The organism is Sphaerochaeta globosa str. Buddy, assembly GCF_000190435.1.
Lineage (GTDB): Bacteria > Spirochaetota > Spirochaetia > Sphaerochaetales > Sphaerochaetaceae > Sphaerochaeta > Sphaerochaeta globosa.
Genome location: NC_015152.1, coordinates 168,819 through 193,794 on the forward strand (window position 1 = coordinate 168,819; position 24,976 = coordinate 193,794).

Genomic DNA, 24,976 nt, shown 5'->3' on the forward strand with positions numbered 1-24,976 from the left:
ATGAAGGTACTAATCGGAGGAAGAACTGGTGAATGCAATAGTTGAAGCAAAAGGCCTGAATAAGAAAGTAACTTTGGGCAATAATAATGAACTTCATATTCTCAAGCACATCGATTTGGTGATTGAAGCGGGTGAATTCGTATCGGTCATGGGTCCCTCGGGAAGTGGAAAGTCTACGCTCTTGTACACGCTCAGCGGGATGGACAGGCTTACCAGCGGGAGCGTCACCGTGCAAGGGCGTGAACTTGGCGGCCTGAAGGAAGAAGAGCTGGCAAAAATTCGTCTCACCACCATGGGGTTCATTTTTCAGGATATCAATCTTTTGAAGAACCTCTCGGTGATCGATAATGTTATGTTTCCGGCTCTCGTAAAAAAGGGAGCGGATAAGGATGCGGTCCATCAGAAAGCAAAGAAACTGTTGGAAATGACTGGAATCGATACACTTGAGAATAATACCATCACACAGGCTTCCGGGGGACAGCTGCAGCGAGCCGGTATCTGTAGAGCCTTGATCAACGATCCCGCCATCATATTCGGGGATGAACCGACTGGGGCATTGGATTCAAAATCGGCAGCCGAGATTATGGAAATTCTTGCGAATATCAATCAAACAGGCACCACCGCGATGCTGGTTACCCACGATGCAAAGGTAGCAGCAAAAACCGAGCGAATACTCTATATGCTCGATGGAAGAATAGTTGCACAAAAGAACATGGGTAAATTCGACGCTAAGCAGGCTCAGCTCAAGGAACGAGAGGAGAATGTGATGAAGTGGCTGATGGAGAACGGAATCTAATATGCATAGAGTCGTAGTGAGAGAGTGCGGTGAAATTGGTGTTCCTTGTGAGTATGAGCTTGATTTGAGGAAAACCGATATAAAGGATTGTCTCGGATGTTGGTCATGCTGGCTTAAGACTCCGGGGCGATGCGTACATTCTGATTTGAATGAGTTCTACAAGGCGTATTTATCTGCTCAAAAGGTAGTCATTTTTTCGAAAGTTTCCCATGGGTTTGTAAGCGGCAACCTGAAAACGCTGTTCGACCGCATGATCGGTCTCTACCTTCCGTATTTGACCTTCAAGAGTGGGGAGTCGATGCATGTTCGCCGATATGAAAAATACCCTGAGGTTGAGCTTTACTATGAGGGGGAATTCTCTTCCCCCGAGGATGAGAAAATCTATGTGGATTATATCCATAGGGTTTTTTATCATTTCTACAGCACCTGCAACATCGTGAAACCCATAGCCCAATTTCCCACAGAAGAGATACAGCGATGAGCACAATTATCATTAATGGCTCGCCGAAAGCCAAACACGGAAATACCGAAGTTATTATCAATCAGTTTATGAAAGACATGAAGGTCCCTTGCGAAGTGTGCTATGCAGCAAACAAAGACTATCGCAAACTTGCCGGCTACCTGCATCAGTCTGACACCGTACTCTTTGTGATGCCCTTATACATCCATGCGATGCCCGGCATTGTGATGAAGTTGATTGAGTGCATGGAAAGCGCACCGGTGCCTGGAAAGGCTATGGGATTCATTGTGCAATCGGGCTTTATGGAATCAGCACAATCAGCGTATCTTGAACGCTATCTATCCACAATTGCCCGTGATCTGAAGTATACGTACCTGGGAACAGTGATCAGAGGTGGGTCTGCCGGGATCTCCATGATGCCGGAATCGATGAACAAGAAACTCTTTATCCAGTTGAACCAGCTGGGATCGTATTTTGAGAGCAATGGTTCGTTTGATCAGAAAATTGCCAAGGAATTGGGGAAAATACAAGCTCTTTCAAAAGGCAAGTGCTTCCTCTTTGAGGCCTTGGGGAAACTAGGCCTCTCGGATGGCATATTCTGGAACGGTATGCTCAAGAATAATAAGGCCTTCGATAAGAGATTTGATAAGCCCTTCGCATAGAGTAGTGGTTAGACTGTCCCTTGGTAATTGCTGCGATGCAGGAGCCTCATCTTGAAAGTACGGATTTTCGCTGCATTTCGGCTTGTCATAATCACGCCGAGGATGGTTGTACTGCATGCAATTCCCAAGGATAATCCCTGCACAAAATCAAACAGGTTTGATTCTTTTCCGTCATTGACAATGAGCATTGCGAAATAGAGGATGAATGCCGCCAAGCCCGCAATGAAGATCCAATGCATTCGTCGATTCGCCTTTTGCTTCTCCGTAGTACTGAAATCGGCCACCTTCAGTACGGTTTCCTCAAGTTCTGGATTCATTCTCTCCTCCCTCCTTTCTCCTTCCAACAACTCACGAAGGTCCACTTCATAAAAATCTGCCATCTGCATCAGTACATCCAGATCAGGCATAGTACTGCCGGTCTCCCAGCGTGAAACCGTCCTGTTGGATACATTGAGCCGAACTGATACCTGCTCCTGGGTCAATTTCTTTTCTTTCCTCAATTCCTTGAAGAATGCACCGGTCTTTTTCTGATTCATGCGGCCTCCTTTCGATGTCAGCGTACCGCTTTGCTTTACTCCCGTACACGACACAAAGCGAGAAAACGTTGTTTTTCCTAAACAGGACATACCATGTCAGGGTTTTGTACTACACAATCCATTGCAAGCAAGGATACGACTTTTCCTTTTACTGCAACAGGCTTGCGCAATTGATACAGGCTCTGGCATCATAATCAAACCAAGGTGTTCTTGTCCAAGGAGTAAGCGGTGCATACGCAGAAGAGGTTGAAGACGGTACATAAGGTTCTCTTGGGGATTGTCCTATCGATGCTCCTCCTTTTTGGTTCTGCATACCTCTATGTTTCAGACTACTATCGTGCAGATGGGGCAACTGAGAATCGGACCCTGCATGCCGATCTCCACATTACAGATACGAAGGATGCACTCATCGTTGGAGCTGACCATGCTACAACTGCCCTGATTTTCTACCCAGGGGGAAAGGTTGACCATCGGGCGTACGAGCCGTTGATGCTTCTGATCGCCCAACAAGGCATGTTGTGCATCGTGCCCAAGATGCCGTTCAACCTGGCGGTATTTGATGTCGATGTTGCCGACCGATTCATTCCCCTGTACCCTGAAATTGAGAGCTGGTATGTGGGAGGGCATTCACTTGGGGGGAGCATGGCGGCAAGCTATGCTGCAAAGAAAAGTGATGGCCTTGAAGGTGTAATCCTGCTTGCCTCCTATTCCACCGCCGACCTTTTTTATGCTGGCTTGCGGGTTTTGAGTATCTATGGCAGCAAGGATTCTGTCTTGAGCAAGGAATCATATCAGAAGTATGGAGGCAATCTTCCAAGCAATGTTACATCCTTGGTGCTCCAAGGGGCAAATCATGCAGGATTCGGTGCCTATGGTCCCCAAAAAGGGGATGGAATCGCCGATATATCCGCCCAAGAACAGCAGGCAGCTGCAGCTCAGGCTATTGCAGAATTCTGCCTGGTGCACTAGGACATGAAGGAGATCATACGATGAAGAATATCATCATTACCAATTTTACCGACCCAGTGTGTATATGGTGCTGGGGAACCGAACCGGTATTCAGGGCATTGGAAACCCATTATCCTGACCAGATTGAATTTCGCTATGTAATGGGCGGCTTGGTCGATGACATCGACAACTTTGCCGACCCGGGCAATGGTATCGATGCAGGCTCTGATGGGGCAAACGCCCAAATTGTTTCCCATTGGCTGGAAGCAGCACAGCAACATGGAATGCCGGTCAAGCCCGAGGGTTTTCACTTGTTCTCAAAGGAATTTCCCTCCACCTATCCCCAGAATATCGCGTATAAGGCTGCCCAAATGGTAGATCCGCTCAAAGCGGATGCCCTACTCAGAAGAATTCGGGAAGCAACCCTGACTGAAGCCAAAGTTACAAGCGATCCGGATGTTCTAATTGAGCTTGCTTCTGATGTTGGTCTTGATAGTGCGGTGTTCATGAGTGCACTAAAGAGCAGTGAGGCCCAACAAGCATTCCAAGAGGACCTTAGACAAACACAGAAAGCAGGAGTTGATGTGTTTCCAAGTTTCTTGATACGCAATGCAGAGGGGGGGGACGTGCTTCTTCGGGGGTATATGGGCTTTGCTGACTTTCAACAAGCCATCAGCTCTCTGACCGATGGCTCAATGATTCCCACTGAAGTAGCTCCCTCGGCAACACTGCTGTATACGTTGTTGGACAAGCATCCAAGGCTTGCATTCGAGGAGGTGTACAGGGCTTTTGACTTCACCTCCCGAGAGCAAACGCATCGGTGGCTTAAGGACTTGATCGATACACGATTGCTGGAAAAGGAAGCGGTTGGGCCCAGCTATTTTATAAGAAAGGGAATGTGAGTCTGTTTGAGAATCTCCTGTAGTGCATGCAGAATGAGAGGGAATTTCTGTTCCAAGGAGCAATGAATTCCTCTGTTTTTTTGTAATTTTTACAAGTCTGGTATTCCTGCATACAATGAGGTATACTTATGAAAGGAAAAAAGTGCATCAAGATGCATAAATTTCCTGAGAGAGGATGCCATGGTCATTGAACGTACTCGATATCTGAATATGTTGATTAATAAGAGGAAGAACGGTCGGGTCAAGATTGTTACTGGGATACGAAGATGTGGCAAATCCTTCTTGTTGTTTGAACTGTATCACAAGTATCTACTCTCAGAAGGTGTCTCTGAGCAGGAGATAATCGAATTACAACTTGATGACATTACCAATGCCAAATATCAGAATCCCTTTGAGCTTGATGCGTATATTCGTGAACTGATTTCCGATGTGAACCGTTTTTACTATGTATTTATTGATGAGATCCAGAGAGTGTATACGGTACAAAATCCCTATGTGGATGTACCTGATGCCAAAATCGGCTTTGTCGATGTTGTTCTAGGTTTGCTGAAACTCAAGCATGTCGACCTTTATATAAGCGGAAGTAATTCCAAGATGCTCTCATCGGACATCCATACTGATTTTAAGGATCGAGGAACGGAAATCAAGGTCAATCCGCTTACCTATCAGGAATTTCATACTGCTTTTCAAGGGGATGAACGCTATGCGTGGGATGAATACGTTACCTACGGAGGTATGCCGTATGCAGTTCTGCTGGAAGACCATGAAGAGAAGAGTCATTATCTGAAGGACCTTTTCGAAAAGACCTATCTCTCAGATGTAAAAGAGCGATATAAGATTGGGAATGATATATCAGTATTGGATGCTTTACTCGATTATTCTGCCTCTGCTGTAGGGTCTCTGACCAATGCATACAAGCTCTCCAATACATTTAGGTCTGTTACACAAACAAGCATTAAACCTGAAACCATTTCCCGTTATTTGGAATATTTTCAGGATGCTTATATCCTTAGAAAGGCTCTCAGGTACGATGTCAAAGGACGAAAGTATATTGGAACGCCGTATAAGTACTATTTTACTGACGTGGGGCTCAGAAATGCGAGATTGAACTTTCGTCAGTCTGAGGAGAATCATATCATGGAGAATATTATCTATAATGAATTGATTGTCCGAGGATATGATGTTGATGTAGGGGTTGTGGAAACCAGTATAACAACTGATGAGGGTAAGAAAATACGTACCCAACACGAAATTGACTTTGTTGCAAGCAAAGGAAGCCAACGGTATTATCTGCAGTCAGCATTTTCTCTTGCAACCGAAGAAAAACGTCAGCAGGAAATCCTGTCACTCATTCGAGTACCTGATTCATTCCGGAAGATTGTAATCATAAAGGATCGCATTGTTCCCAAACATGATGATCAGGGTATTCTTTACCTCGGGATAGAACAATTTCTCCTAGAAGAAGCTTCTATGGACTTGTAGATCGATGGTTAAGGGGAAATTGTTGTTCCAAGATGCAAAAATTTCCCCTATTATATAGATCACTCTGGCCTAGCAGTATAAAGTAGTGTACTATTTCCAACGAGAGAAAGGAAAAGAGTAATGTACAGCTTTACAGCAAGTATCCAGAAAGTACCCGACCAGGATGGGGCCTATGTAGTGGTTCCTTTCGATATACAGCAGGTGTTCGGCAAGAAAAGGGTGAAGGTGCATGCCACCTTCGACGGGTATCCCTATGACGGAAGCGTTGTAAACATGGGACTTACCAATGCCGATGGGAGTATTTGTTACATTATTGGTATGAGAAAGGACATTCGTAAAAGCATTGGTAAAGGTCCGGGTGATAGCATAGCAGTGACCTTGACTGAACGGGAGGCTTAGTATGTGGACATGTGAAACGTGTGGTCGCAGTTTCCAAAAAACCAACCAAAGTCACAGCTGTGGAAAACCTGAGCCCAGCATTGAGGCCTATATTGCGGCACAGCCTGAAGAGATCAGGGGCTTGCTCAGCACAATGCATCAAACTATTAGCGCGGTACTCCCCGATGCCGAACAACGCATGTCCTGGGGCATGCCTACCTATTGGAAGGGTAGCAACCTGGTGCACTTTGCTGCTCATGCCAACCATGTAGGGCTGCATATCGGTTCAGATGTACTTGCTCGCTTTCAGGATCGACTACGTTCATTCAAGACCAGCAAGGGAGCGGTGCAATTCCCCTACAATAAACCTATTCCTTTTGATTTGATTGCAGAGATAGCGAGGTGGAGTTATGAGCAAAGACCTGTTGAACTTTCAAGCGCTGATAGACGAAACTGAACAACCCAAACCGTACGACAGGGGAAGGGACAGCATGTGGACCGATCCCTATATCTCCAAGCGGTTGTTGCAAGTGCATCTCGATCCGAATGTCGAAGCTGCAAGCCGTAGTCCAAAGGCCATTGAGGCCACCCTTGCCTACATCCAGTCGTTGGTGGAAAAACCCGCATCCATACTCGATCTAGGGTGCGGGCCGGGGCTCTATACCCACCAGCTTGCCATGCGGGGCTACCAGGTCACCGGGATCGACTACTCTGTACGCTCGTTGGACTATGCAAAAGAGAGGCGTGACACAGAGGAATTGTCGATTACGTACCTGCAGCAGGACTACCGGTCACTACAGCTCGATCAGAAGTACGACCTGATCATGATGATTTACTGTGACTTTGGGGCGTTGATTCCCGAAGAACAAGTAATTGTTGCCTCTGCGATCAAGCAGAGTCTCAAACCCGGCGGAATTTTTTTGTTTGATGCAATAACCGAAGCGAGTATTGCAGACATGTGCTTCAGCACCTCCTATAGCATTGCTGAGAGAGGATTCTATAGTCCCGAGCCCTATCTTTGTTTGGATAAGCAGTTCCATTTTCCTCTCCACCATGCAGTGTTGGACCAGCATTTGATTCTCTTCGAGGATGGAACATCCCGCCTTTATCGATTCTGGAATCATTACTTTACAACACAACAGATCCAAGCTCTCGGCTTTTCTCACATCACCATGAAAACAGGGCTGCTGCATGGCAGCGGTCCTTACAACAACGAGAAGGTGGCATTCTATGCAGTACAACCTTAGGCCGTTACAGAAAGAAGAGTATGGTGTACTTGAAGACTTTCTCTACGATGCCATTTTTGTTCCGGACGGAGAAGAACCTCCATTGCGATCAGTATTGCTTGAGCCCTCCATCCAGAACTACTGTAAGGACTATGGACGAGATGGGGACTTCTGTTTGGTTGCAGAAACTGAGGGGAATTTGGTAGGTGTAGTTTGGGCAAGAATCCTTGCCGGGCCTGTGAAAGGCTATGGCTATGTGGACGATGCAACCCCGGAGTTCGCCATATCGATACAGAAGGAGTATCGCAACAAAGGAATAGGGACTGCCTTGCTTTTGGCACTGTTGGATTTGCTGCAAGCGAAAGGATACAAGCAGGCCTCCCTTTCGGTTCAGAAGGAAAATCCTGCAGTAAACCTCTATACACGGGTCGGATTTGCCATCATTGATGATAAAGGTGAAGATTATCTGATGCTCTATTCCTTTGCACAGTAGCCCGAGCTCTTCTCATACTTGGATTGACACGGTATTGTGTGGAAAAAGGATACCGATATGTTTCTGTATACGCTCTCTGTTTTCAGCAAATGGGCCAAATATGTCGGCCTTCTTGCTTTTCTGATTTCCCTCTTCAGTGAACAAGCTCTGTTCTCCTACCTCACCCTGCTCACCTTGTTCGTGGTGCTGGAGATTGCACTCAATTTCTCTGTGTTCTCCTGTTCGATCGCCATGCTTTTTGGCCTGCTGGTTATTAGAAAGAGGTATGCTAATAATCTTCCCTCGGTGGAAACCTTTGAGAGTAGTGTACTCTACGACCTCCCCTTCGAGGGAGCTTGGGAAACGGTCAACGGTGGGTTTACCCCCGAGTATTCCCACTCATGGAACATCCCGGGGCAGCGCTATGCATACGATTTTTTGCTAATGAAACAGGGCCGATCATACTTCGGTGATGCACGGAAGGTAGAGAGTTATTATTGCTATGGGAAGCCGATTCTTTCTCCTGCGGACGGGGTGGTGGTAACGGTGCGTAATCGCTCACTCGATAGCCTCATACTGGGTAAGGATAGGTTTTTCAGCCGCTCAAGTCATATAGCAGGTAATTATTTGGTAGTGAAGCATGCACAGGGCGAGTATAGCCTTATGGCCCATCTGAAGAAGGACAGCATCCTGGTGAACGAGGGTGATCATGTTCAGAGGGGCCAAACGCTTGCCCAATGCGGCAATACCGGCAACTCAACCGAGCCCCATCTGCATTTCCATCTGCAGAGCGGGCCAAACTTTTATACCAGCGTTGGCCTTCCCCTACGGTTTTCCGGTATAGCACTCAAGCCCTGCGAGCAGTACGCACACATGGACAAACGTCCTGTCATGCCTGCTGATAGCATTCCGAAGGGATACATCAGCAGGGGGTATACCGTACAGAATGAGAAGGGGGGACTATGACCATACGAACGATACAGCACAACGCAGTCACTCTTGCCCGTGTAGAAAGTGAAACTGTCCTTATTACCGACACCGAAAGTGCCTTGGATCTTATGGCAACGGTCCAGTATCAGACACAATCTCGTTGTCTTATTGTAGACAGCAATGCTTTCGATGCACGGTTCTTTGATCTGAAGACCCGCCTAGCCGGCGACATCCTGCAGAAGTTTGTGACCTACCAGGTTAAGCTTGCCATTATTGGTGATTTTTCAATCTATAGCAGCAAAAGTCTGCAAGACTGTATCCGCGAATCGAACCAGGGCAGGGACATATTCTTTGTTCGTGATGAGCGTGAGGCCATTGCAAAACTCTCCCGTTGAGCAGGTCTTTACAGGGTTCTTCCTACTCGCTACAGTGAGGACGTCGGTAGGAGTGAAATCGTTTCTCCTAATTCATCCATAGACTAGAGAATATATGCAAAACACTACATCACCAAAGGTACCTCCACTTCTTACCAAACGGGTGGTCCTTTTTCTTCTTAGCCAGAACCTTTCCCTATTCGGCTCCTCGGTAGTCGGCTTTGCCATAATCTGGTACATCACCTTGAAAACCTCCTCGGGTATGTACCTGATGCTGGCAACCCTGGCACAGATGGTGCCCCATCTTGTAATAAGCCTCTACAGTGGCGTATGGGCTGACCGGCACAGCCGCAAGATTCTGATTATGATAAGCGATAGCTTCATTGCGATCGCCACCTTGGCGTTGGCCGTCATGTTCTCCCTCGGTTGGGAGTCGATATGGGCCATCCTCGCTGTTTCGGTAATCCGATCCATCGGAGGGGGAATTCAGAGTCCCGCAGTGAATGCAATCATACCCCAGTTGGTGCCTGAAGAGCACTTGGTGCGTATCCAAGGCATTAATCAGAGCATCAATTCAGCGCTTATGCTCATCTCTCCAGCGGTAGGTGGCATGATGCTCGGCCTCTTTGGATTGGTCTCTACGTTCTATTTGGATGTAGTCACTGCGACCCTTGCCGTCTTGGTTTTCAGCTTCATCAAAGTTGCCAAACCCAAACGATCGGAAGAGACTCATTCGGTGGTTGCCGATATAAAAATCGGGCTTTCTTATACCCTCTCGCATCCCATTCTGCGCAACCTTCTGATCTGTTACGGCTTCTCATTCTTTTTGATCACGCCTGCTGCAATCCTCACTCCCTTGCTGGTTGAACGAACTTTCGGCAGTGAGGTATGGCGGTTGACGCTCAATGAAATGGTGTGGACCGGGGGTGCCTTGCTTGGGGGCTTATTGGTCTCCCTGAAGGGAAATTTCAAGAACAAAATCAAGGCAATTGCACTCTCCCTTGTTGCCTTTGGCGCCTGCTTCGCCCTGCTCGGTGTTGCCCCAACGTTTGTGCTCTACCTTATCGTCATGGGACTTGGCGGGCTTTTTGTTCCCATTATCAACACCGCTGAAATTGTCATGATCCAAGAGATCAGCGACGAGGACAAGCTGGGTCGTGTTTTCTCCATCGTCCAGATTATCAGTGGAAGCTCCATCCCCTTGGGTATCATGATCTTCGGGCCTTTGGCAGACAGGGTTTCGATTCAACTGCTCTTGGTGATCAGTGGTGTCCTGTTGGCCGCCGTCGGCCTGCTATATGGTCGTACTTCCTCAAATCAGCAGGTGGTCAAGCAAGCTGAGGTAACCCCGCCGAGCCTGTAAGAGCTGCTCGACAGTACTATATTCATCAACCGTATGCGCAAGCGACTCCTCTGAAGGTCCATAGCCAATGGTCGGGATCCCTGCCTCTGCACAGAAGTGGCTCGCATTGGTGCAAAAACTGTAGTGGGAGAGAGGGCTTGAGGGAAGCGCCTGCTTGGCCGTCTGCACCAAGGGATGGTCATCGGGGAGTAGCCAGGCGGGGAAGAACCGTTTGGCATTGATGTGTACACCGGTATAGCAGGTAAGTGTTCCCTCAGCTATCGATACCGAAGCTTGTATAGCAGGATGCTTATCCAGAATCTGTTGGATCGGAAGGAGAATGGAAGATTCAGTCTCCCCTGGCAGCAACCGGCGGTCGAACGTGACCTTGCAGGATTCTGGAACCACCGAAAGTCCCGGGTAGGGAGCAGAAATGATGTCGGTCAATACCATAATCCCCTCTCCCAAAATCGGATGATGCGGCGGCTCAAGCGCAAGGACTTCTGCAAGAAGTGTCAGCATGGAATGTACTGCATTCACTCCTTGTTGAGGATTGGAGGAGTGACAGCTCTTGCCGAAGGTTTGCAGTACAATCTCAGCACGCCCGCGCTGGCCGCGCTTGATCGTAAGCGAGGAGGCTTCTCCCACAATGACGACATCGGGCTTGATACGCTTGGTAATCAGGCGTGCTGAGAAGCCCTCAAAACACTCTTCACATACCGTGCAGGAAACATGGACCGACCCGCCAAAGTTGCCGTTTGTTTTCTGCTTGAAGTCTGCAGCTGCAATAAGCATGGCACTCAGGGCGCCTTTCATATCACTGGTTCCCCTCCCATAGAGGAGCCCTCCATCCACCGTACCTTGGTAGGGGTCGTGCCTCCACAACGCAGGATTCTCCACCCCCACCGTATCAATATGGCCATCCATAAGAATGCAAGGTCCTTCTTTGTTGCCATAGATGCTGCCGGTAACACTTCCAAAGGCATCGACAAAGATTTCATCAAATCCTAATTGCTGCATGGTTCCTTGGATATAGGAGGCTACTTCGCCTTCAGAGCCCGAAAGACTGGGACGCTTGATCAGGTCCTGACAAAGATGGATGAGTTGTTCGTTGGTGTGCATGACCCTATGGTAGGTCAGATAAACAGAAAGTCAAGCTTTGTTGAGGACCTTGGTGATAAAGGTCTCAACCAAATTGGGATCAAACTCTGTATTCTTGTTTTCCCTCAACGAGAGTATTGCCTCTTCCTCAGTGATGGTACTGCCATGGAGCCGGGGACCTACGAGATCGGCATAGTTGTTTGCAATGGCAAGGATTTGAGCCGTCTGGGGGATGTCCTCATGCTTTAAGCCTTGGGGATAGCCATTGCCGTCCCAGCGTTCATGGTGGTGCAAAACCGCTTCAGAGAAGGGGGCATACTCACCGACTGATCGCAGGATATTGTACCCGATCTCAGCATGGCGCTTGAATTCAAGTGCCTCACTCCGTGTTCTTTCTTTGCTCGATTTTGTGAGAATGGCAGGGTCGATGGCAATCTTTCCCAAATCATGATAGGTGCCTGCAAGGCGTAATTCCTGAATCTCATGTTCCTGATACCCTAAAGCTTGGGCGAACGAGCCAGCTAGGTCTGCTACCTTGCGACTGTGCTCCTGTAGGGTGGCATCTTGGCTGAAAAGACGGCCAAGCAGCGAGGATATGACTTGTTTCTTGAACGAAAGGCTGCTGGCAAGCTTGTTTTGGTACATCACATCTTCTGCCATTTTGAAGGTGTCCTCAAAATGGTTGTCATTCTCATTCTTCACTGCATATCCGAAAGAGACCGAAACCTGGATTCCCTTGATATGTTCCTTTTCAAGAGCAGCATTGAGACGCCTGATGATGGCTTGTGCATGGAGGGCATCGGTCTGGGGTAGCAGAAGGACAAACTCGTCACCGCCGATTCTGCTGATGATATCGTCCTCACGGCACGTCTTACGCATGACCTCGGCGACCTTGCGCAGCAATTCATCGCCTGCTTCATGACCGAAGGCGTCATTGGTGAGCTTCAGACCATTCACATCGGCTACGACCAAGGTGAGAGGATAGTACGGCTCGCTGTCCACTTCGTGTTTTACCTGGTCGTAGTAGCGGCGGTTGTTCAGGGTGGTCAAGGAATCGGTAAAACTGAGCGAGAGAATCTCCCGTTGTTTCTTGCGCTGCTCGGTGCTGTCACGGAATACCAAGACTACTCCGGTAATATTCATTTTTGCATTGAGAATCGGGGCCGCACTGTCGCTGATGTACCGCTCAAAACCATCACGGGCGATGAGGATGGTATCCTCATCAAGTTCGATGGCTTGTTTCAGCTGGAGAACCTGTTGTACGGGATTGGGAGCCACCTGACGGTCCTTGCCGTTCAGTATTTTGAAGACTTCCTCGAATTTTCTTCCTCTTGCTTCTTCTGCATCCCAACCGGTAAGCGATTCAGCAGCCTTGTTCATGAATTGAACGTTGCCTTGGGCATCAGTGGAAATAACACCGTCGCCAACGGAAAGCAAGGTAGTCTCAAAGAGGTTTTTCTCGAAAATAAGCTGTGCTTCAGTTTCTTTCTGATGGGTTATATCGTCGATGATCATGGCAAAGTAGCCTTGCTTGGGGCAGAATGAGGAGATTCTGAAAAGCCTTCCAAGGCCTGCATTGTACGCCTCGAAGGTCATTGACTCGCCACTTAGGGCAACCTTGCCGTTATACTCAAACCAGTACGGCTCAACCTGGTCGATTAGCTCGGTAATTCTCTTACCTACCGATTCCTTGTTTCTTAGTCCAGTCTGCACTTCAAAGTTTTGGTTGACCCTGAGGATGCGATAATCGTTGGGTGTCCCGTTCTCATCCAAGAGTATCTGGCAGTAGGCAAAACCTTGGTTCATGCTCTCGAATATTTTTCGGTTTTCTTCTTCACTTCTCTCAAGGGCTTGGGCGTTCGCAACACGTTTGGAAATATCGGCATGGGTCCCTGTCATAATGAGGGGATTGTGTTGTGCATCCCAGGTTATCACCTGACCGCGATCGAGAATCCAAAGCCAATACCCGTCCTTATGTTGCATACGGACGTCGCAGGAGTAGAAGTCAAGCTCGCCGCGGAAATGTTTCTGCAAGAGATTGAAGGACCGTTCAAAATCTTGGGGTTCGGTAAGGCGCTTGAAGGTCTCAATGGTGACCGGTTCGAGTTCTTCCTTGGTATACCCAAGAAGGGCCGCCCAGCTCTCGTTGATATGTACCGTACCCGTTACGATATTCCATTCCCAAGTTCCCAGGTTCGAGCCTTTGATGACTGAAGCAAAACGGTCGCGTGCTGAACGTAATTCACCCTGGTCTCGCTCCTGCTGGCGGCGGTAGCGGTCAAGACGGATTACTGCCCCTCTGCCTGCAAAGAAGGTGATGAGGATGATTAGTACGGGGCCGAGGAAGGTAAGAATGCGGTCAAGCTCGTACCAGTAATCGACAGCCTTCTGTCGCATTGCCAGCAATGAATACTCGGTTGTTTCAATAGCGTCGAGAATACTTTCCAGTTCAAGGGAGATGGTTTTTGAAACATCCATGAGATGGGTGAGTTCATCCTGCCCAAAATGGATGGCGACTTCTCCAGTCAGGTCGTCTCGGAAGGCCAATATCGGCTGCACTGCCTGCTCAATCAAGTCCTTAAACGTAGCTTCCAGAGTTTTGAGTCGCTGTTGTTGTTCCTCGTCATCACGGGTGAGAATGCTGAGCTTGATGTGGTGTTGGCTAAAGGAATAGGAACTAACACCGATTTCTTGCAAGTAGCGTCTATCGCCGGTAAGCAAATAGCCGCGCTCGGCAACTCGTATGTTCTGGAAGGTGCGCATCAGACTCTTGGTTTCAGTAATGACATCATAGGTATGACTAAGCTCACGCGTTGTTTCAATTGCGCGTGTGGTAAGGGTCATCTTAATGTACCCTATAACTAAGAGGGCTACCAGGATAAGTACCAAGCCGATGATGAATCGCCGGGTGATGCTACGCTCTTTGATTGAGGATTCTCCTTCCTTCTATATATCATACTCATATGAAGGTAGGCATAACAAGAGATTAATCTCCAATTACCTGCTCTTTAACTGGTTATGAAGCGAAAGGATATTTCTTGTCCTTTTTTTTGGGATATTTTCCAGACAACAAACGAGCTGTTGGAAATCCAACAGCTCGTAGGTACAACTACATTACATTCGGTCTAGAAAACAGAATCCTTGTCGTAGAATTTCATGACGTTGTTCTTATCGACCAAGACTGAGGGGAGCACCACGGCGGTCGGAGACTTTGCGGTATGGAAGGCATCACTCTTTTTGCCCTCGACCACATCCAGACAATACATAATGGCATCATACACCATGGATGGATGATAGGTGGCCGTTGCCTTTACCAGCGGGTCGTTGTTCATGATCATCTCATAGGCTGCCTTGGAACCTGCGCCGCCAAATACCAACTTGATATCTTTGCGGCCGCTCTCCTTGATTGCCTGCAGAACACCAGTCATGACATCGTCATCCTGACAGAATACTGCATGAATTTCAGGGTACTTCTGGATGTAGTTTTCCATCAGCTCGAGTCCCTTCTGCGTTGACCAGTCGGCGAAGTCATAGCTTCTTCCACCGGCAAGGTTGATCAGACTCGGTTCCTTGGTGATTTCGTCGAAGAATGCATTCATGCGCTCTCCGTCGATAACGACCGGCATGCCGCCCATGGCCACATACTTGGTCAGCTTGTTGGCCTTCATGTAATCACGCATGAAGATACCGGAAACCTTGCCCATTTCAGGATTGTTTCCAGCCAGGTTGACATAGCCGAACGTTGTATCAGTGAGGCCGCGATCAACTACGATGCACTTCACTCCAGAAGCGTGTGCTTCCTTAACAACCGGAGTCAGCGGAGCGGACTCGTGGGGGAGGATTACCAGATAATCCATGCCCCAGACCATCAGGTCCTCGACATCGGAAATCTGTTTTGCATAGCCGTCGGCATGCAGAACCTTGAATTCGTACTTGCCGGGATACTGCTGCTGCAAATCCCTGACAGCCTTGTCAGCCCACCAGCCGATGCCACCGGTCCAACCGTGGTCGGGCGAGGGTACGGCGATACCGATTTTGGGAACACCTTTAGATTCCGAAACACCTTGGGCAGTAACCAAGCCAACTTTTAATCGGGTTACAGGAAAGCATAAAATTCTATTAATGATAATAAATATCAATAAGTACTTGCTTTTATTAATAGGAATACGTACTATTAGCTTATCAGATATCACAACGAATACATAAGGAGATAGAAATCATGGACGAAATGCAGAACACCCCGACCAGTATGCCATTAATTGGAGACAAGGCTCCCGCTTTTACGGCAGTAACCACGCAGGGCCCGATCAACTTTCCCGAGGACTACAAGGGTAAGTGGGTCATACTCTTCAGTCATCCGGCAGACTTTACCCCTGTCTGTACCACCGAATTCATGACGTTTGCCTCTATGGCTGATGAATTCAGGGCACTGAACACCGAACTGGTTGGACTTTCCATCGACTCCCTCTATGCCCACATTGCATGGTTGAGAAAGATTGGGGAGCTCGAGTGGAATGGCATGAAGAATGTCGAAGTGAAATTCCCCGTTATCGAGGATATCAAGATGGATGTCGCCCGCAAATACGGCATGGTTCAGTCCCAGTCCTCCACCCAAGCGGTCAGGGCAGTCTTTATCATCGATCCCAATGCAGTGGTGAGAACCATTTTATTCTATCCTGCTTCCACCGGTCGCAACTTCGATGAGATCAAGCGTGTCGTGCTTGCCCTTCAGAAGGCTGACAAGGAGCAGATTGCAACTCCTGCAAACTGGAGACCCGGTCAGGATGTAATTATTCCTACTCCCGGCAGCTGCGGCACTGCAAAGGAACGCATGGAGAGTAAGGATGAGAATCAGTACTGTCTCGACTGGTTCCTCTGTTTCCGTAAGGAAAAGAAGTAAAAGCCCCAACATTACTATGTTCAATAGAAAGCAGGGAGAGCGGCGCTCTCCCTGTTTTTAATGAATGAACTCAATTCTCTTGTGTTACTTGTAGGAAATTGCACCCTTGGTGCAGACTCGCTCACACTCATGGCATACAAGGCATTCGTTCTTGATGATCCTGTGCTTCTCTTCCTTAACGATGGCCCCGCTTGGACAGACCTTTGCACAGCGGGTGCAGTTGGTGCACAAGGATGGATTGATGACCATGGATTTTCTCCCAGCTCTCGCCGGCAGGGAGAGGATGGTCCCATACGGACAAAGCCAATGGTGCCATAGCTCTTCCTCAAAGAAGAGGGAGAGCGCTACTCCCAAAAGAACAAGTGCGGGAAGCACCGGAAGTTTCTTTCCGGTTCTGAATACCACGACCATCATAGCCAGGAACCCTAGCAGCATAAGGATTCTGACAACTCCGTTCCTAAAGAAGGCGGGAGTTTTCAGGCTCTTGATCTTCAGCTTTTTCTTTCCATAGGCGATGGGTCTGAGGATGGTGTTGATCGGGCAGAGCCAACCGCAGTAAAAACGGGAGAAAAGAAGCGAGAGAAGGACGGAAGCAAAGAAAATTCCCATCCACAGCTGCACTTTTCCCTGAACCAACAGGAAGATGAAAAGAATTAGTGAAAGTACTTGGACGGTTCTTTGTAGTGCCTTTTTCATACCTTCTCCGCCTTGTATACCCTTGGATGGGGGGCTTTGACAATAAAGAATTCCAAGGCTTCCTTGCCGGTATTGGATATGTTCATTTTTGTATGGAACGGCACGTTCACGATGGATGCTTGATAATACTGCGCTTCCAGCTCTTCCAGCTGAATCGTCAAGCTTCCCCTTACGACAATCAGGTAGACGTTCGAATCGGAATAGTGTTCAGGCAAAGCATCACCTGTTGCCAACACTACGTGGTTGATCATTGCCATATCGTCGCCGATCAGCTTTTCGATGACCTTCTCGTTGCTTTGTGTATACGGATAGTGCTTTTCAATCATAGAAATCTCCTTTCAGCCATACGTCTAGTATAGGGTACAATCAAGCGATAGAGTGTTACATATGCTACACTTTTGGAGGGTGACATGGATATTGTGCAATCATTGGGCACTGTTGCTCTGTTTCAGTGTTTTTCAGACGAGGCTCTGGCCTCTTTTGTTAAGGAAGGGGGTATTACCCTTGTGCATTTTTGCAAGGACCAGCTGGTGGCGGTACAAGGAGAGTTGTGTACGACACTCGATGTAGTCTTGGAAGGTAGTCTTTCGCTGCAGAGCATCGATGACGATGGGAACGTGTTCAAGGCAAGGGTACTTGAGGCAGGGGAGATTTGGGGGGCAACTTTGTTGTTCAGCAGATGCAACCACTATCCGATGCAGGTTGTGTGTGACCGTGCCTGCTCGATTGTACGGTTGAAGAAAAGTCTGGTGTTGTCGTTGTGTACTAAAAATCGGGAGTTTTTGGTTGGTTTGCTGCAAATCATCAGCGACCGAGCCCATGAATTGGGTCTTACACTCACCAAACGCAATGAGCAGACACTCAGGCAAAGCTTGCTCGATTACCTTACACAACTTTCCCTGCAACAGGGAAGCAACACGATTCTGCTTCCCACAAGCAAAAAGGAACTTGCCGATCGCCTGGGTTTTGCACGTACTTCCTTAAGTCGGGAGTTCTCCAATCTGCAGAGCGAAGGGATATTGCGCTTTCGTGGTCGATCAGTTCAACTTCACATTTCTTCAAGGACTTAAAGAATATGTGAAGTTGGCTTGTAAGGTGTTGCCTTCTTACTTCTCTGTTGCTATAGAAATGGGTAACAAGAGATGAAGGAGAATTGCCTATGAAGCGAACACGTATACTCTTGATGGTTAGTTTGGTGATGATGGTCGGAATGCTTGCCTTGGTGGCAACACCGACTGCTGAGAAACAGTTTGCGACGCTACAGAATAGTGACATCAGCTCTCAAAGTCTTGAGCACTTGAAGGGCTCGATCGATACCCTCAAGCAAGCGGTTGAGCGTGAAAGCGACGAAGCGTACAAGAATCTTTCCCACGCTCGCGCCAAGGGTGACAGAGCCGCATATAGTGAAGCGTACGAGAGCCTGCAAAAGCTTGCAAGCTATCGGATGACCAGTGAACAGACTGAAGAGCTTTTGAAGAGGATTCTGGTTCTTGAGGAGCCCAAACGAAGCGAATATGCAGCATGGCTGTATCAGACCAGTTCGTATTACAAGCCTGCCTTGACGCTCGACTTCTCAGCCGAGGGGGAGAATTATCGCTACAGCTACCGCCAGCAAATCAGGCGTGAACCCGGTCTTGAGATCACCCTCCCTGACAGCTCCCAGCTTAGGTTGAATTCAGCACACCTTGGGGTGCTTGCTGGTTGGGGTCTGACGCCCGATGAGGTTACCTATCAGCCGGGGCAGACGATTTCGATGAGCTTTACCGACCAGACGCTCTATGCCATCTACCAAAGCGGAGTGCGGTTTGTCGATGAGCTGAACAAAACCGATGTTTTCTTCGAAGCAGGGAAGGTAGAAGTTCCTACCCCTTCTGTTAGTGATGCTTCGGCTATTTTCGCTGGTTGGTATGACAAAACGACCGCCCAGCTGCTTACTGATCCCGCTTCTTACACTACCCAAGGCAAGGGGGCCCACTTCGAGGCTTTGTGGAAGCGTTTGGGTATTGAGGATGTCAGTGTGCTCTATTACGATGCCGCAAAGCTTCCGACCAATACACAGATGGGTATCGGTTTCTCTTACAGCAATACGGGCAACGTTACCCTCTCTGGTTTGAAGGCCACGCTTTCCACGCAGAGTGAGTATGTGAGAATCCTGAAGAACGAGCTGCCGTTGGGAAGATTGTCAGCAGGGCTTTCCAGCACGAACAACAGCCGCTATGCAACGGCGGAGAAGCAGCAGGTTCGCGGGGAAGCAAACACCTTCCGCTTTATTGTAAGCGAGGGTGCCCCTAGCGGTTCTGTCATTCCTTTCACCTTGACGGTAAGCAACGACAAGGGTGACAGTTGGGCTCAGAACTTTGAAGTAGTGGTGCGTTAGTACGTTTAATACTGTTCAGCAATGTACACACCATGCATCGTTATGTCAGTGCTCATCCCCATGGGGATGGGCACTGCTTTTTCTCTGTCCAGCATGGTTGCAATGAGAGAATGGTCCAAGGTATACACTTCTGTGATGCAACTGGCTGCCAGAATTCCCACGAGTTCTCTTGCCGCTTTTTCAGTACGTGCGCAGGCCTCAACGGCCTTGCCTTCACTGATGAAGGCATAGCCGTCCTCAACACAGAGGGTTTGGTATCCATCGGTTAAGAACTTCCAGGCTTCTTCGTCCCGAAGGAGGCAACCGTGCAATGCATGTTCGTTTCTATACAGGCTGTCCAACTGTTGGAAGTCGAGGGGAATCAAAGTAGGCGATAAAGCGGCACAGCCTTCCAAGGGGAATGACAGAACCGAGGAGGTGGTGTAATACCCGTTTGCTTCGTAGAAGGGCCTTACTGCAGGAAAGAGGGTGATCGGATGGGTGTATGCTTGCTGGGTTGCTGCAAGCAATTTGCCCATGATGCCCTGTTTGCGATAGGAAGCATAGGTTGCCGCTCCTACAATATAGGAACAGGGATGGATTGTTCCCTGTTGCATGTATTGGCAGGCAAGAGCATGAAGAGCACTGACGATGTGGTCGTCGATGCGTGCTACATAGATAGTGTGAGCAGCGAAGCGTGTGGAAAAAAAGTGCTCCAAAAAAGTTGGGTCTTCGGAGAAGACAGCCGACCAGAGATTCTTGAGCTCAATAAAATCACCGCTGTTTGCTTGCTCTATGATCACTGTTTGGTAACCCTGTACTTTTCGACCATGAGGTCGGGTTTGTAGGAAAGCTTGGCTTTTCTCAGGCCTTCAACTCCTGCGTCTTCCTGACGGTTGACGTATTTTACATCGGAGAGGTATTGGGAGCAGAAGAGTTGGTTGATGACTGAGTAGATACCCATGTAGGAGGTGTCGCCTTTCTCAAAGTGTACGATGGCCAGTTGGTCGTCGATGATTTCCCCTACAGTGAAGGCTGTGAGGTGATGATCGACACAGACCAGCATACCGACAAATCCCAGTTCATCCCAGTTGTCGAAGGCAAGGCGCAGTGCCCTCAGTTCATCCTGAATTTCCTTGGTGTTGCAATCCTTGGTATCCAGCCACGTGGTAGCAGTCATTTTGTAGCACTCTTCACGCATTTCCTTGGTGGAGAGGGAACGCACGGAATAGGTGTAATTGCGTTCAAACTGAGAGATGTGATTCCGTTTTGCCTGCAGTTTCCTTCCACTGAGATGAATCAGTTTCTGGCTTTCGTACAGGTAGTCGTCAAGGGCCCGTATGTGTTCAATGGTGTACCCAAGCTTCTCAAGTTCCAATGCTTGTTCCGAGGGAACACACTCCAGCTGAAAGCGTTGGCCGCTTTCGGTGCAGTGTGCCTGTAGTTCTGCCATAGCCTTAGGAAGGTCGTCGGTTATGGGGAGGAGGAAACAGTCATCGACATCCAGATGCATATACAGGGCAGTATCGGTTTTACAAATGGTAAGGCCGATTGCTTCTTTCCAGAGTATTGAATAGGAAAAAAAATACTCGTAGGCAAAGTGTTTGCTGTACGAGAGAAACAGAGATTTGTCCGCAAAGGACGGTGTATAAAAGTGTAACATGATACCTCAAAATATATTCGTATATACGCATGTATTGATACGTTTTTTTATGTCAATAGTCAAGGCAAGCAGAGCCCGACAGAGTTAAGATACTACTTTGAGTGGAGTGGGGCAAGAAAGAATGAGAGGTTTGTACTGTGCTTGAATAAAGAAAAGCAGGGTAGTAGTGCTGATGACAATTCGCTAAAGCCATAGGAAACTATAGATAGCAGGAGGGTCTGCTATGAAGAGAATCAATCACATTCTGGGTGTGCTGCTTGGGTGTCTGCTGTTGGTTGGTTTGTTGGGGTGTGAGTATACATATCCTTTTGAAGAAGAACCAAACAATACTCCAGATACTGCTACGCTGATGCGAAATAATATTACCAAGGGCCAAATCCATATTCCATCAGATATGGATTATTGGACAATCAACATAGGTCCCATTTCGAGTTGGGCAAAAGTAATGCTACATCATCTTTCAGAGGATTTGAAGTTAATGGTCATTGGCTACGATGGCTCAAATAATGCAATAACCCTCAATGGTTCCGATTATTATTTAAACTCTGATGCGGAAGGTACAGCAGATGAAGAGATTGTTATTTCTAATAATCTCATTCGTACCATAGTGGTTTGTGTAGAAGCAAGTGACCGAAGAAATCTGGCTGGTACATATTGGTTGGAGTATACGTTCCGGTAATCCCTATGCCATCTTTTTCTTCCGATACAAAAATGATTGTTTAATCACTTCCGAAGGATGATCTTCCATTACTTTAATGAATCTTGGAAACTATCTTGATCAGATATTAAAAATTTCACTTCTGTAACTGTAGGGGACAGGTCCCAATTATTTGAGTCACGATAGCGAGTAATATGGTTCATTGACCTTCTGCACCACGAAAGCCTCTTTTTGTTGTAATTAATGAGGATATACTGCTTTACTGTTGCAGAAATGAAAAAGTGTCAGTCTGATACTATTTAATTATATATAATATAAACAATAATAGTGAAACCTTGACACTTACTTCCCTATCCCTGTATCTTTAGTACATGAATACACAACATGAACGCATTGCTGAACTTGTCGCCAAGATGAAGCAAGACAACCCACAGGTTATCGCCTTATTCCTTGACCAAAAGCTTGATGATGCGGCCCTCGTTGCACACCTGCGTGAGCATTTTTCTACTGTCATGCAACAGCACTACCCCAAAGCATGGGCCTATTACACAAGAGAGGAGCAGACCGAACAGGACTATTACAAACTCATGAGTACCTCCATGGCATACCTTCGGATCATGGATTACCTCGACCATGAAGGACAGAGTTTTGAGGATGGAAACCTCCATGGTAAAAAGGTCGTTTCCCGGCCCATCGGCCTCCTACGCAAAGTGCTGGTAGGGAAAAAATGTCAATGCTCAGTGGATTTTGTAGAGGACATGGCCCATCTGATGGCCCAGCTCAGTGGAGTGGAAGAACGAGAAATTCCCTCCAGAAGCAAAGTGAAGCAGTGGATGGAACGTCATCCCAGTGGACTCGATCGGCAGGTGATCGCTTGGAGAGTGCAGAATAAGAAACGCATTGTCGCTCTGCTGGTGCAAAGACTTGAGACACAGACCAAATCCAGTTCATTCTACCACTTTCGTGAAGGCCTTTCGTTCGAGGAGAAGCGCAAGCAGGTGCTCACCTGGTGGAGGGACGATAGGTTTCATCTCCACTTTGCAATCCGCAGTGCCGATGATCTGAATCTCTATCTGGCCCACAGTATGGATGAAAAAACCCTGAGCCTTATGCGTGAGGCGCAGGCTAAGGGGATTCCCATTTTCGCAACCCCGTACTTTCTCTCCCTCATCGATACCCGTCCGCTTGAGAAGCGGGAGAATCCAAGAAGCGATGAAGCGATTCGAAGCTACCTCTTCTACAGTAAGGACCTCGTCCAGGAGTTTGGTTCCATTGTGGCGTGGGAGAAGGAAGATATTGCAAGACCCGGTGAACCGAATGCCGCTGGGTGGCTTCTTCCCTCTCACAACGTGCATCGCCGCTATCCCAATGTCGCCATTTTCATCCCCGATACCATGGGAAGAGCCTGTGGGGGACTCTGTTCCTACTGTCAGCGGATGTATGACTTTCAGGGGGGAAGGTTCAATTTCGAATTGGAAAAGCTTCGCCCTAAAAAGAGTTGGCAGGAACAGCTTGAGCAGAACATGGAGTATTTCCGCAATGATCCGTACCTGTGGGATATTCTCATTACCGGAGGCGATGCCTTCATGAGCTCTGTCAAATCCTTGAAGAATATTTTGGATGCTGTGTTGGCTATGGCAAGGCAGAAAATTGAGGATAATGAGGCAAGGAGCCCGGAAGAACAGTATGCTCCGATGAGAAGGGTACGCCTTGGAACCAAAATTCCAGTCTACCTGCCCCAGCGGGTAACAGCCGAGCTTGTCCAGGTGCTTGCAGATTTCAAGAAGAAGGCGGCTCTGGTTGGCATTGACCAATGCGTGGTCCAGACCCACGTTTCCTCTGCAATGGAAATTACCCCGGAAACGAGGAAGGCTGTGAAAAGGTTGCTGGCATCCGGCTGGGCTGTCACCAACCAAGAAGTTTTCACCGTCGCAGCGAGCCGCAGGGGCCACTCGGCAAAGCTGCGCAAGGTACTCAACGATATCGGGGTGCTTCCTTACTACAACTTCTCCGTCAAAGGCTTCAAGGAAAACCGTGATTTGTTCGCCACCAATGCCCGCAGTACGCAGGAGCAGGTTGAAGAGAGTTCCATCGGTCAGATCGCCCAGCGTTACCATGCGACCATCCGCACCTTCATGAAGAATGCCGAAGCCATGGTAGAGCAGATTGATTCGGTCCGTAAGGGTGATGAGATTCCCTTCATCTCCCCCGATCGCAATACGCTGAACCTCCCGGGGGTAGGCAAGAGCAATACGTACCGAACCATCGGCATCACCGAGGATGGCAGGCGGATTCTTCGTTTCGAATTCGACCATACCAGAGCTCACAGCAAGGTGATCGAGGACATGGGTTTTGTAATTATCATTGAATCGAAATCGATAGCCTATTACCTTAAACAGCTAGCAGAAATGGGGGAGGATATTACAGAATATGCCACTATCTGGGGCTATTCAGCTGGAAGCCTCGAGCCAAGAAGTCCTGTGTTTGAAGGAACAACCAAGTAACTACTCGTGCCCCTTTCCACTTGGAGAGGGGTTTTTTCTCAAAAGCCGTTCAACGTACTGGAACGATAGGGTAAGTGCGAGCCCCACCAAGCAACCCAGCAGTACCGCAGCAATGCGCTGCAGGGCAAAGGACCACATCGGTTTTCCCATCTCCTGCAGGAGCACGATGACCAAAGCGGCCAGGGCACTTCGGGTGGAAGTGGGGATTCTCAGCAAGGTGCAAACAGCAATGGTGAGCACCACCCCTATGCAAAGACTCACCAGCTGAGGAACCGGCAGGGTGAAACAGAACAAGCCGATAAGCGCCCCGGTGATGTTTGCCTTTATCCGGGCGATGGGAAGGATGATGGAGTTGTCCCAGTCGGGAGCCAATACCAACAGCAGGCTCACGATGGACCAAGAGAGGTAATATTGGGGGAAAGCCTTGTAGAACCCATAGCAAACGATGGTTCCAATGAGGCATTTGGTTATATAGAGCAGGAAGACTGGATTAAAAAGCTGTCGTTTCATGCAGGCAAGTATGAAGAAGCCCTGTTTGCTCTGTCAAGGAAAAGCGAAAGGCTTTGTCATGACGGTGAATTTTTTAGGAA

Annotated in this window: 27 protein-coding genes; 18 read left to right on the plus strand and 9 right to left on the minus strand. The window is 48.2% G+C overall.

Annotated elements, in window-relative coordinates; translation table 11 throughout:
- Positions 1–28 precede the first annotated feature (28 nt).
- From SPIBUDDY_RS00740 to SPIBUDDY_RS00750, 3 genes are read left to right on the plus strand one after another with little or no spacing between them, the layout of a single operon-like run.
- Entirely contained in the window at positions 29–796 is a 768-nt protein-coding gene (locus SPIBUDDY_RS00740; RefSeq protein WP_013605843.1) for an ABC transporter ATP-binding protein, read from the plus strand.
- Between the two features lies 1 nt (position 797).
- On the plus strand, positions 798–1,277 hold the full coding sequence (locus SPIBUDDY_RS00745; RefSeq protein ID WP_013605844.1) for a flavodoxin family protein: 480 nt from the start codon (positions 798–800) through the stop codon (positions 1,275–1,277).
- The gene (locus tag SPIBUDDY_RS00750; RefSeq protein ID WP_013605845.1) at positions 1,274–1,918 is read left to right on the plus strand and encodes a flavodoxin family protein; all 645 of its coding nucleotides are present in this window, start codon (positions 1,274–1,276) and stop codon (positions 1,916–1,918) included. Before SPIBUDDY_RS00745 ends, SPIBUDDY_RS00750 begins: the two co-directional genes overlap by 4 nt.
- An 8-nt stretch (positions 1,919–1,926) precedes the next feature.
- On the opposite strand, the gene SPIBUDDY_RS00755 is transcribed toward SPIBUDDY_RS00750, so the two are convergent.
- On the minus strand, positions 1,927–2,454 hold the full coding sequence (locus SPIBUDDY_RS00755) for a helix-turn-helix domain-containing protein (RefSeq protein ID WP_013605846.1): 528 nt from the start codon (positions 2,452–2,454) through the stop codon (positions 1,927–1,929).
- Positions 2,455–2,682: 228 nt separating this feature from the next.
- Between SPIBUDDY_RS00755 and SPIBUDDY_RS00760 the strand changes: the two genes are divergently transcribed.
- From SPIBUDDY_RS00760 to SPIBUDDY_RS00805, 10 genes are all read left to right on the plus strand, one after another.
- On the plus strand, positions 2,683–3,423 hold the full coding sequence (locus SPIBUDDY_RS00760) for an alpha/beta hydrolase (RefSeq protein ID WP_013605847.1): 741 nt from the start codon (positions 2,683–2,685) through the stop codon (positions 3,421–3,423).
- Between the two features lie 20 nt (positions 3,424–3,443).
- Positions 3,444–4,304: a DsbA family protein gene (locus SPIBUDDY_RS00765; protein ID WP_013605848.1), complete on the plus strand. Its 861-nt coding sequence runs from the start codon at positions 3,444–3,446 to the stop codon at positions 4,302–4,304.
- A 180-nt stretch (positions 4,305–4,484) separates the two neighbouring features.
- Complete coding sequence (locus SPIBUDDY_RS00770) at positions 4,485–5,786, plus strand: ATP-binding protein (RefSeq protein WP_013605849.1); 1,302 nt, start codon at positions 4,485–4,487, stop codon at positions 5,784–5,786.
- A 120-nt stretch (positions 5,787–5,906) separates the two neighbouring features.
- Positions 5,907–6,185, plus strand: a complete 279-nt coding sequence (locus tag SPIBUDDY_RS00775; RefSeq protein WP_013605850.1) for a DUF1905 domain-containing protein — start codon at positions 5,907–5,909, stop codon at positions 6,183–6,185.
- 1 nt (position 6,186) lies between these two features.
- The gene (locus tag SPIBUDDY_RS00780) at positions 6,187–6,621 is read left to right on the plus strand and encodes an iron chaperone (protein ID WP_013605851.1); all 435 of its coding nucleotides are present in this window, start codon (positions 6,187–6,189) and stop codon (positions 6,619–6,621) included.
- On the plus strand, positions 6,575–7,411 hold the full coding sequence (locus tag SPIBUDDY_RS00785) for a class I SAM-dependent methyltransferase (protein ID WP_013605852.1): 837 nt from the start codon (positions 6,575–6,577) through the stop codon (positions 7,409–7,411). The genes SPIBUDDY_RS00780 and SPIBUDDY_RS00785 overlap by 47 nt, the downstream gene beginning before the upstream one ends.
- Entirely contained in the window at positions 7,395–7,883 is a 489-nt protein-coding gene (locus SPIBUDDY_RS00790) for a GNAT family N-acetyltransferase (RefSeq protein WP_013605853.1), read from the plus strand. The genes SPIBUDDY_RS00785 and SPIBUDDY_RS00790 overlap by 17 nt, the downstream gene beginning before the upstream one ends.
- Positions 7,884–7,940: 57 nt before the next feature.
- On the plus strand, positions 7,941–8,828 hold the full coding sequence (locus SPIBUDDY_RS00795) for a M23 family metallopeptidase (protein ID WP_013605854.1): 888 nt from the start codon (positions 7,941–7,943) through the stop codon (positions 8,826–8,828).
- Positions 8,825–9,187 (plus strand): DUF4180 domain-containing protein, encoded by a 363-nt coding sequence (locus SPIBUDDY_RS00800; RefSeq protein WP_013605855.1) that lies wholly within the window; start codon positions 8,825–8,827, stop codon positions 9,185–9,187. The genes SPIBUDDY_RS00795 and SPIBUDDY_RS00800 overlap by 4 nt, the downstream gene beginning before the upstream one ends.
- Before the next feature lie 94 nt (positions 9,188–9,281).
- Positions 9,282–10,529 carry an MFS transporter gene (locus tag SPIBUDDY_RS00805; RefSeq protein WP_013605856.1) on the plus strand — a complete coding sequence of 416 codons (1,248 nt, stop codon included), beginning with the start codon at positions 9,282–9,284 and terminating at the stop codon, positions 10,527–10,529.
- On the opposite strand, the gene SPIBUDDY_RS00810 is transcribed toward SPIBUDDY_RS00805, so the two are convergent.
- The 3 genes from SPIBUDDY_RS00810 to SPIBUDDY_RS00820 form a co-directional block, all read right to left on the minus strand.
- Positions 10,479–11,630: a YgeY family selenium metabolism-linked hydrolase gene (locus tag SPIBUDDY_RS00810; protein WP_013605857.1), complete on the minus strand. Its 1,152-nt coding sequence runs from the start codon at positions 11,628–11,630 to the stop codon at positions 10,479–10,481. The genes SPIBUDDY_RS00805 and SPIBUDDY_RS00810 overlap by 51 nt on opposite strands.
- A 30-nt stretch (positions 11,631–11,660) precedes the next feature.
- Complete coding sequence (locus tag SPIBUDDY_RS15545) at positions 11,661–14,453, minus strand: PAS domain S-box protein (RefSeq protein ID WP_013605858.1); 2,793 nt, start codon at positions 14,451–14,453, stop codon at positions 11,661–11,663.
- Positions 14,454–14,734: 281 nt separating this feature from the next.
- Positions 14,735–15,688: a substrate-binding domain-containing protein gene (locus SPIBUDDY_RS00820; RefSeq protein ID WP_245523792.1), complete on the minus strand. Its 954-nt coding sequence runs from the start codon at positions 15,686–15,688 to the stop codon at positions 14,735–14,737.
- A gap of 140 nt (positions 15,689–15,828) precedes the next feature.
- Between SPIBUDDY_RS00820 and SPIBUDDY_RS00825 the strand changes: the two genes are divergently transcribed.
- On the plus strand, positions 15,829–16,509 hold the full coding sequence (locus SPIBUDDY_RS00825) for a peroxiredoxin (protein WP_013605860.1): 681 nt from the start codon (positions 15,829–15,831) through the stop codon (positions 16,507–16,509).
- Between the two features lie 84 nt (positions 16,510–16,593).
- Here the strand turns inward: SPIBUDDY_RS00825 and SPIBUDDY_RS00830 are convergent, their stop codons facing one another.
- Both SPIBUDDY_RS00830 and SPIBUDDY_RS00835 read right to left on the minus strand, forming a co-directional pair.
- Positions 16,594–17,205: a 4Fe-4S binding protein gene (locus SPIBUDDY_RS00830; RefSeq protein ID WP_013605861.1), complete on the minus strand. Its 612-nt coding sequence runs from the start codon at positions 17,203–17,205 to the stop codon at positions 16,594–16,596.
- A complete protein-coding gene (locus SPIBUDDY_RS00835) occupies positions 17,202–17,531 on the minus strand; it encodes a cupin domain-containing protein (RefSeq protein WP_013605862.1) in 330 nt (109 codons plus the stop codon). The genes SPIBUDDY_RS00830 and SPIBUDDY_RS00835 overlap by 4 nt, the downstream gene beginning before the upstream one ends.
- An 84-nt stretch (positions 17,532–17,615) precedes the next feature.
- Between SPIBUDDY_RS00835 and SPIBUDDY_RS00840 the strand changes: the two genes are divergently transcribed.
- Positions 17,616–18,275, plus strand: coding sequence for a Crp/Fnr family transcriptional regulator (locus tag SPIBUDDY_RS00840; RefSeq protein ID WP_013605863.1), 660 nt, complete (start codon positions 17,616–17,618; stop codon positions 18,273–18,275).
- 89 nt (positions 18,276–18,364) lie between these two features.
- On the plus strand, positions 18,365–19,582 hold the full coding sequence (locus SPIBUDDY_RS00845) for a hypothetical protein (protein ID WP_013605864.1): 1,218 nt from the start codon (positions 18,365–18,367) through the stop codon (positions 19,580–19,582).
- 5 nt (positions 19,583–19,587) lie between these two features.
- Here the strand turns inward: SPIBUDDY_RS00845 and SPIBUDDY_RS00850 are convergent, their stop codons facing one another.
- Entirely contained in the window at positions 19,588–20,364 is a 777-nt protein-coding gene (locus SPIBUDDY_RS00850; RefSeq protein WP_013605865.1) for a GNAT family N-acetyltransferase, read from the minus strand.
- Entirely contained in the window at positions 20,361–21,224 is an 864-nt protein-coding gene (locus SPIBUDDY_RS00855) for a DUF2156 domain-containing protein (RefSeq protein WP_013605866.1), read from the minus strand. The genes SPIBUDDY_RS00850 and SPIBUDDY_RS00855 overlap by 4 nt, the downstream gene beginning before the upstream one ends.
- A 223-nt stretch (positions 21,225–21,447) precedes the next feature.
- Between SPIBUDDY_RS00855 and SPIBUDDY_RS00860 the strand changes: the two genes are divergently transcribed.
- Positions 21,448–21,903, plus strand: a complete 456-nt coding sequence (locus SPIBUDDY_RS00860; protein WP_013605867.1) for a hypothetical protein — start codon at positions 21,448–21,450, stop codon at positions 21,901–21,903.
- A 350-nt stretch (positions 21,904–22,253) separates the two neighbouring features.
- On the plus strand, positions 22,254–24,386 hold the full coding sequence (locus tag SPIBUDDY_RS00865) for a KamA family radical SAM protein (protein ID WP_013605868.1): 2,133 nt from the start codon (positions 22,254–22,256) through the stop codon (positions 24,384–24,386).
- Here SPIBUDDY_RS00865 and SPIBUDDY_RS00870 read toward each other — a convergent pair whose 3' ends face one another.
- The gene (locus SPIBUDDY_RS00870) at positions 24,387–24,896 is read right to left on the minus strand and encodes an FUSC family protein (RefSeq protein WP_013605869.1); all 510 of its coding nucleotides are present in this window, start codon (positions 24,894–24,896) and stop codon (positions 24,387–24,389) included.
- Positions 24,897–24,976: the final 80 nt, after the last annotated feature.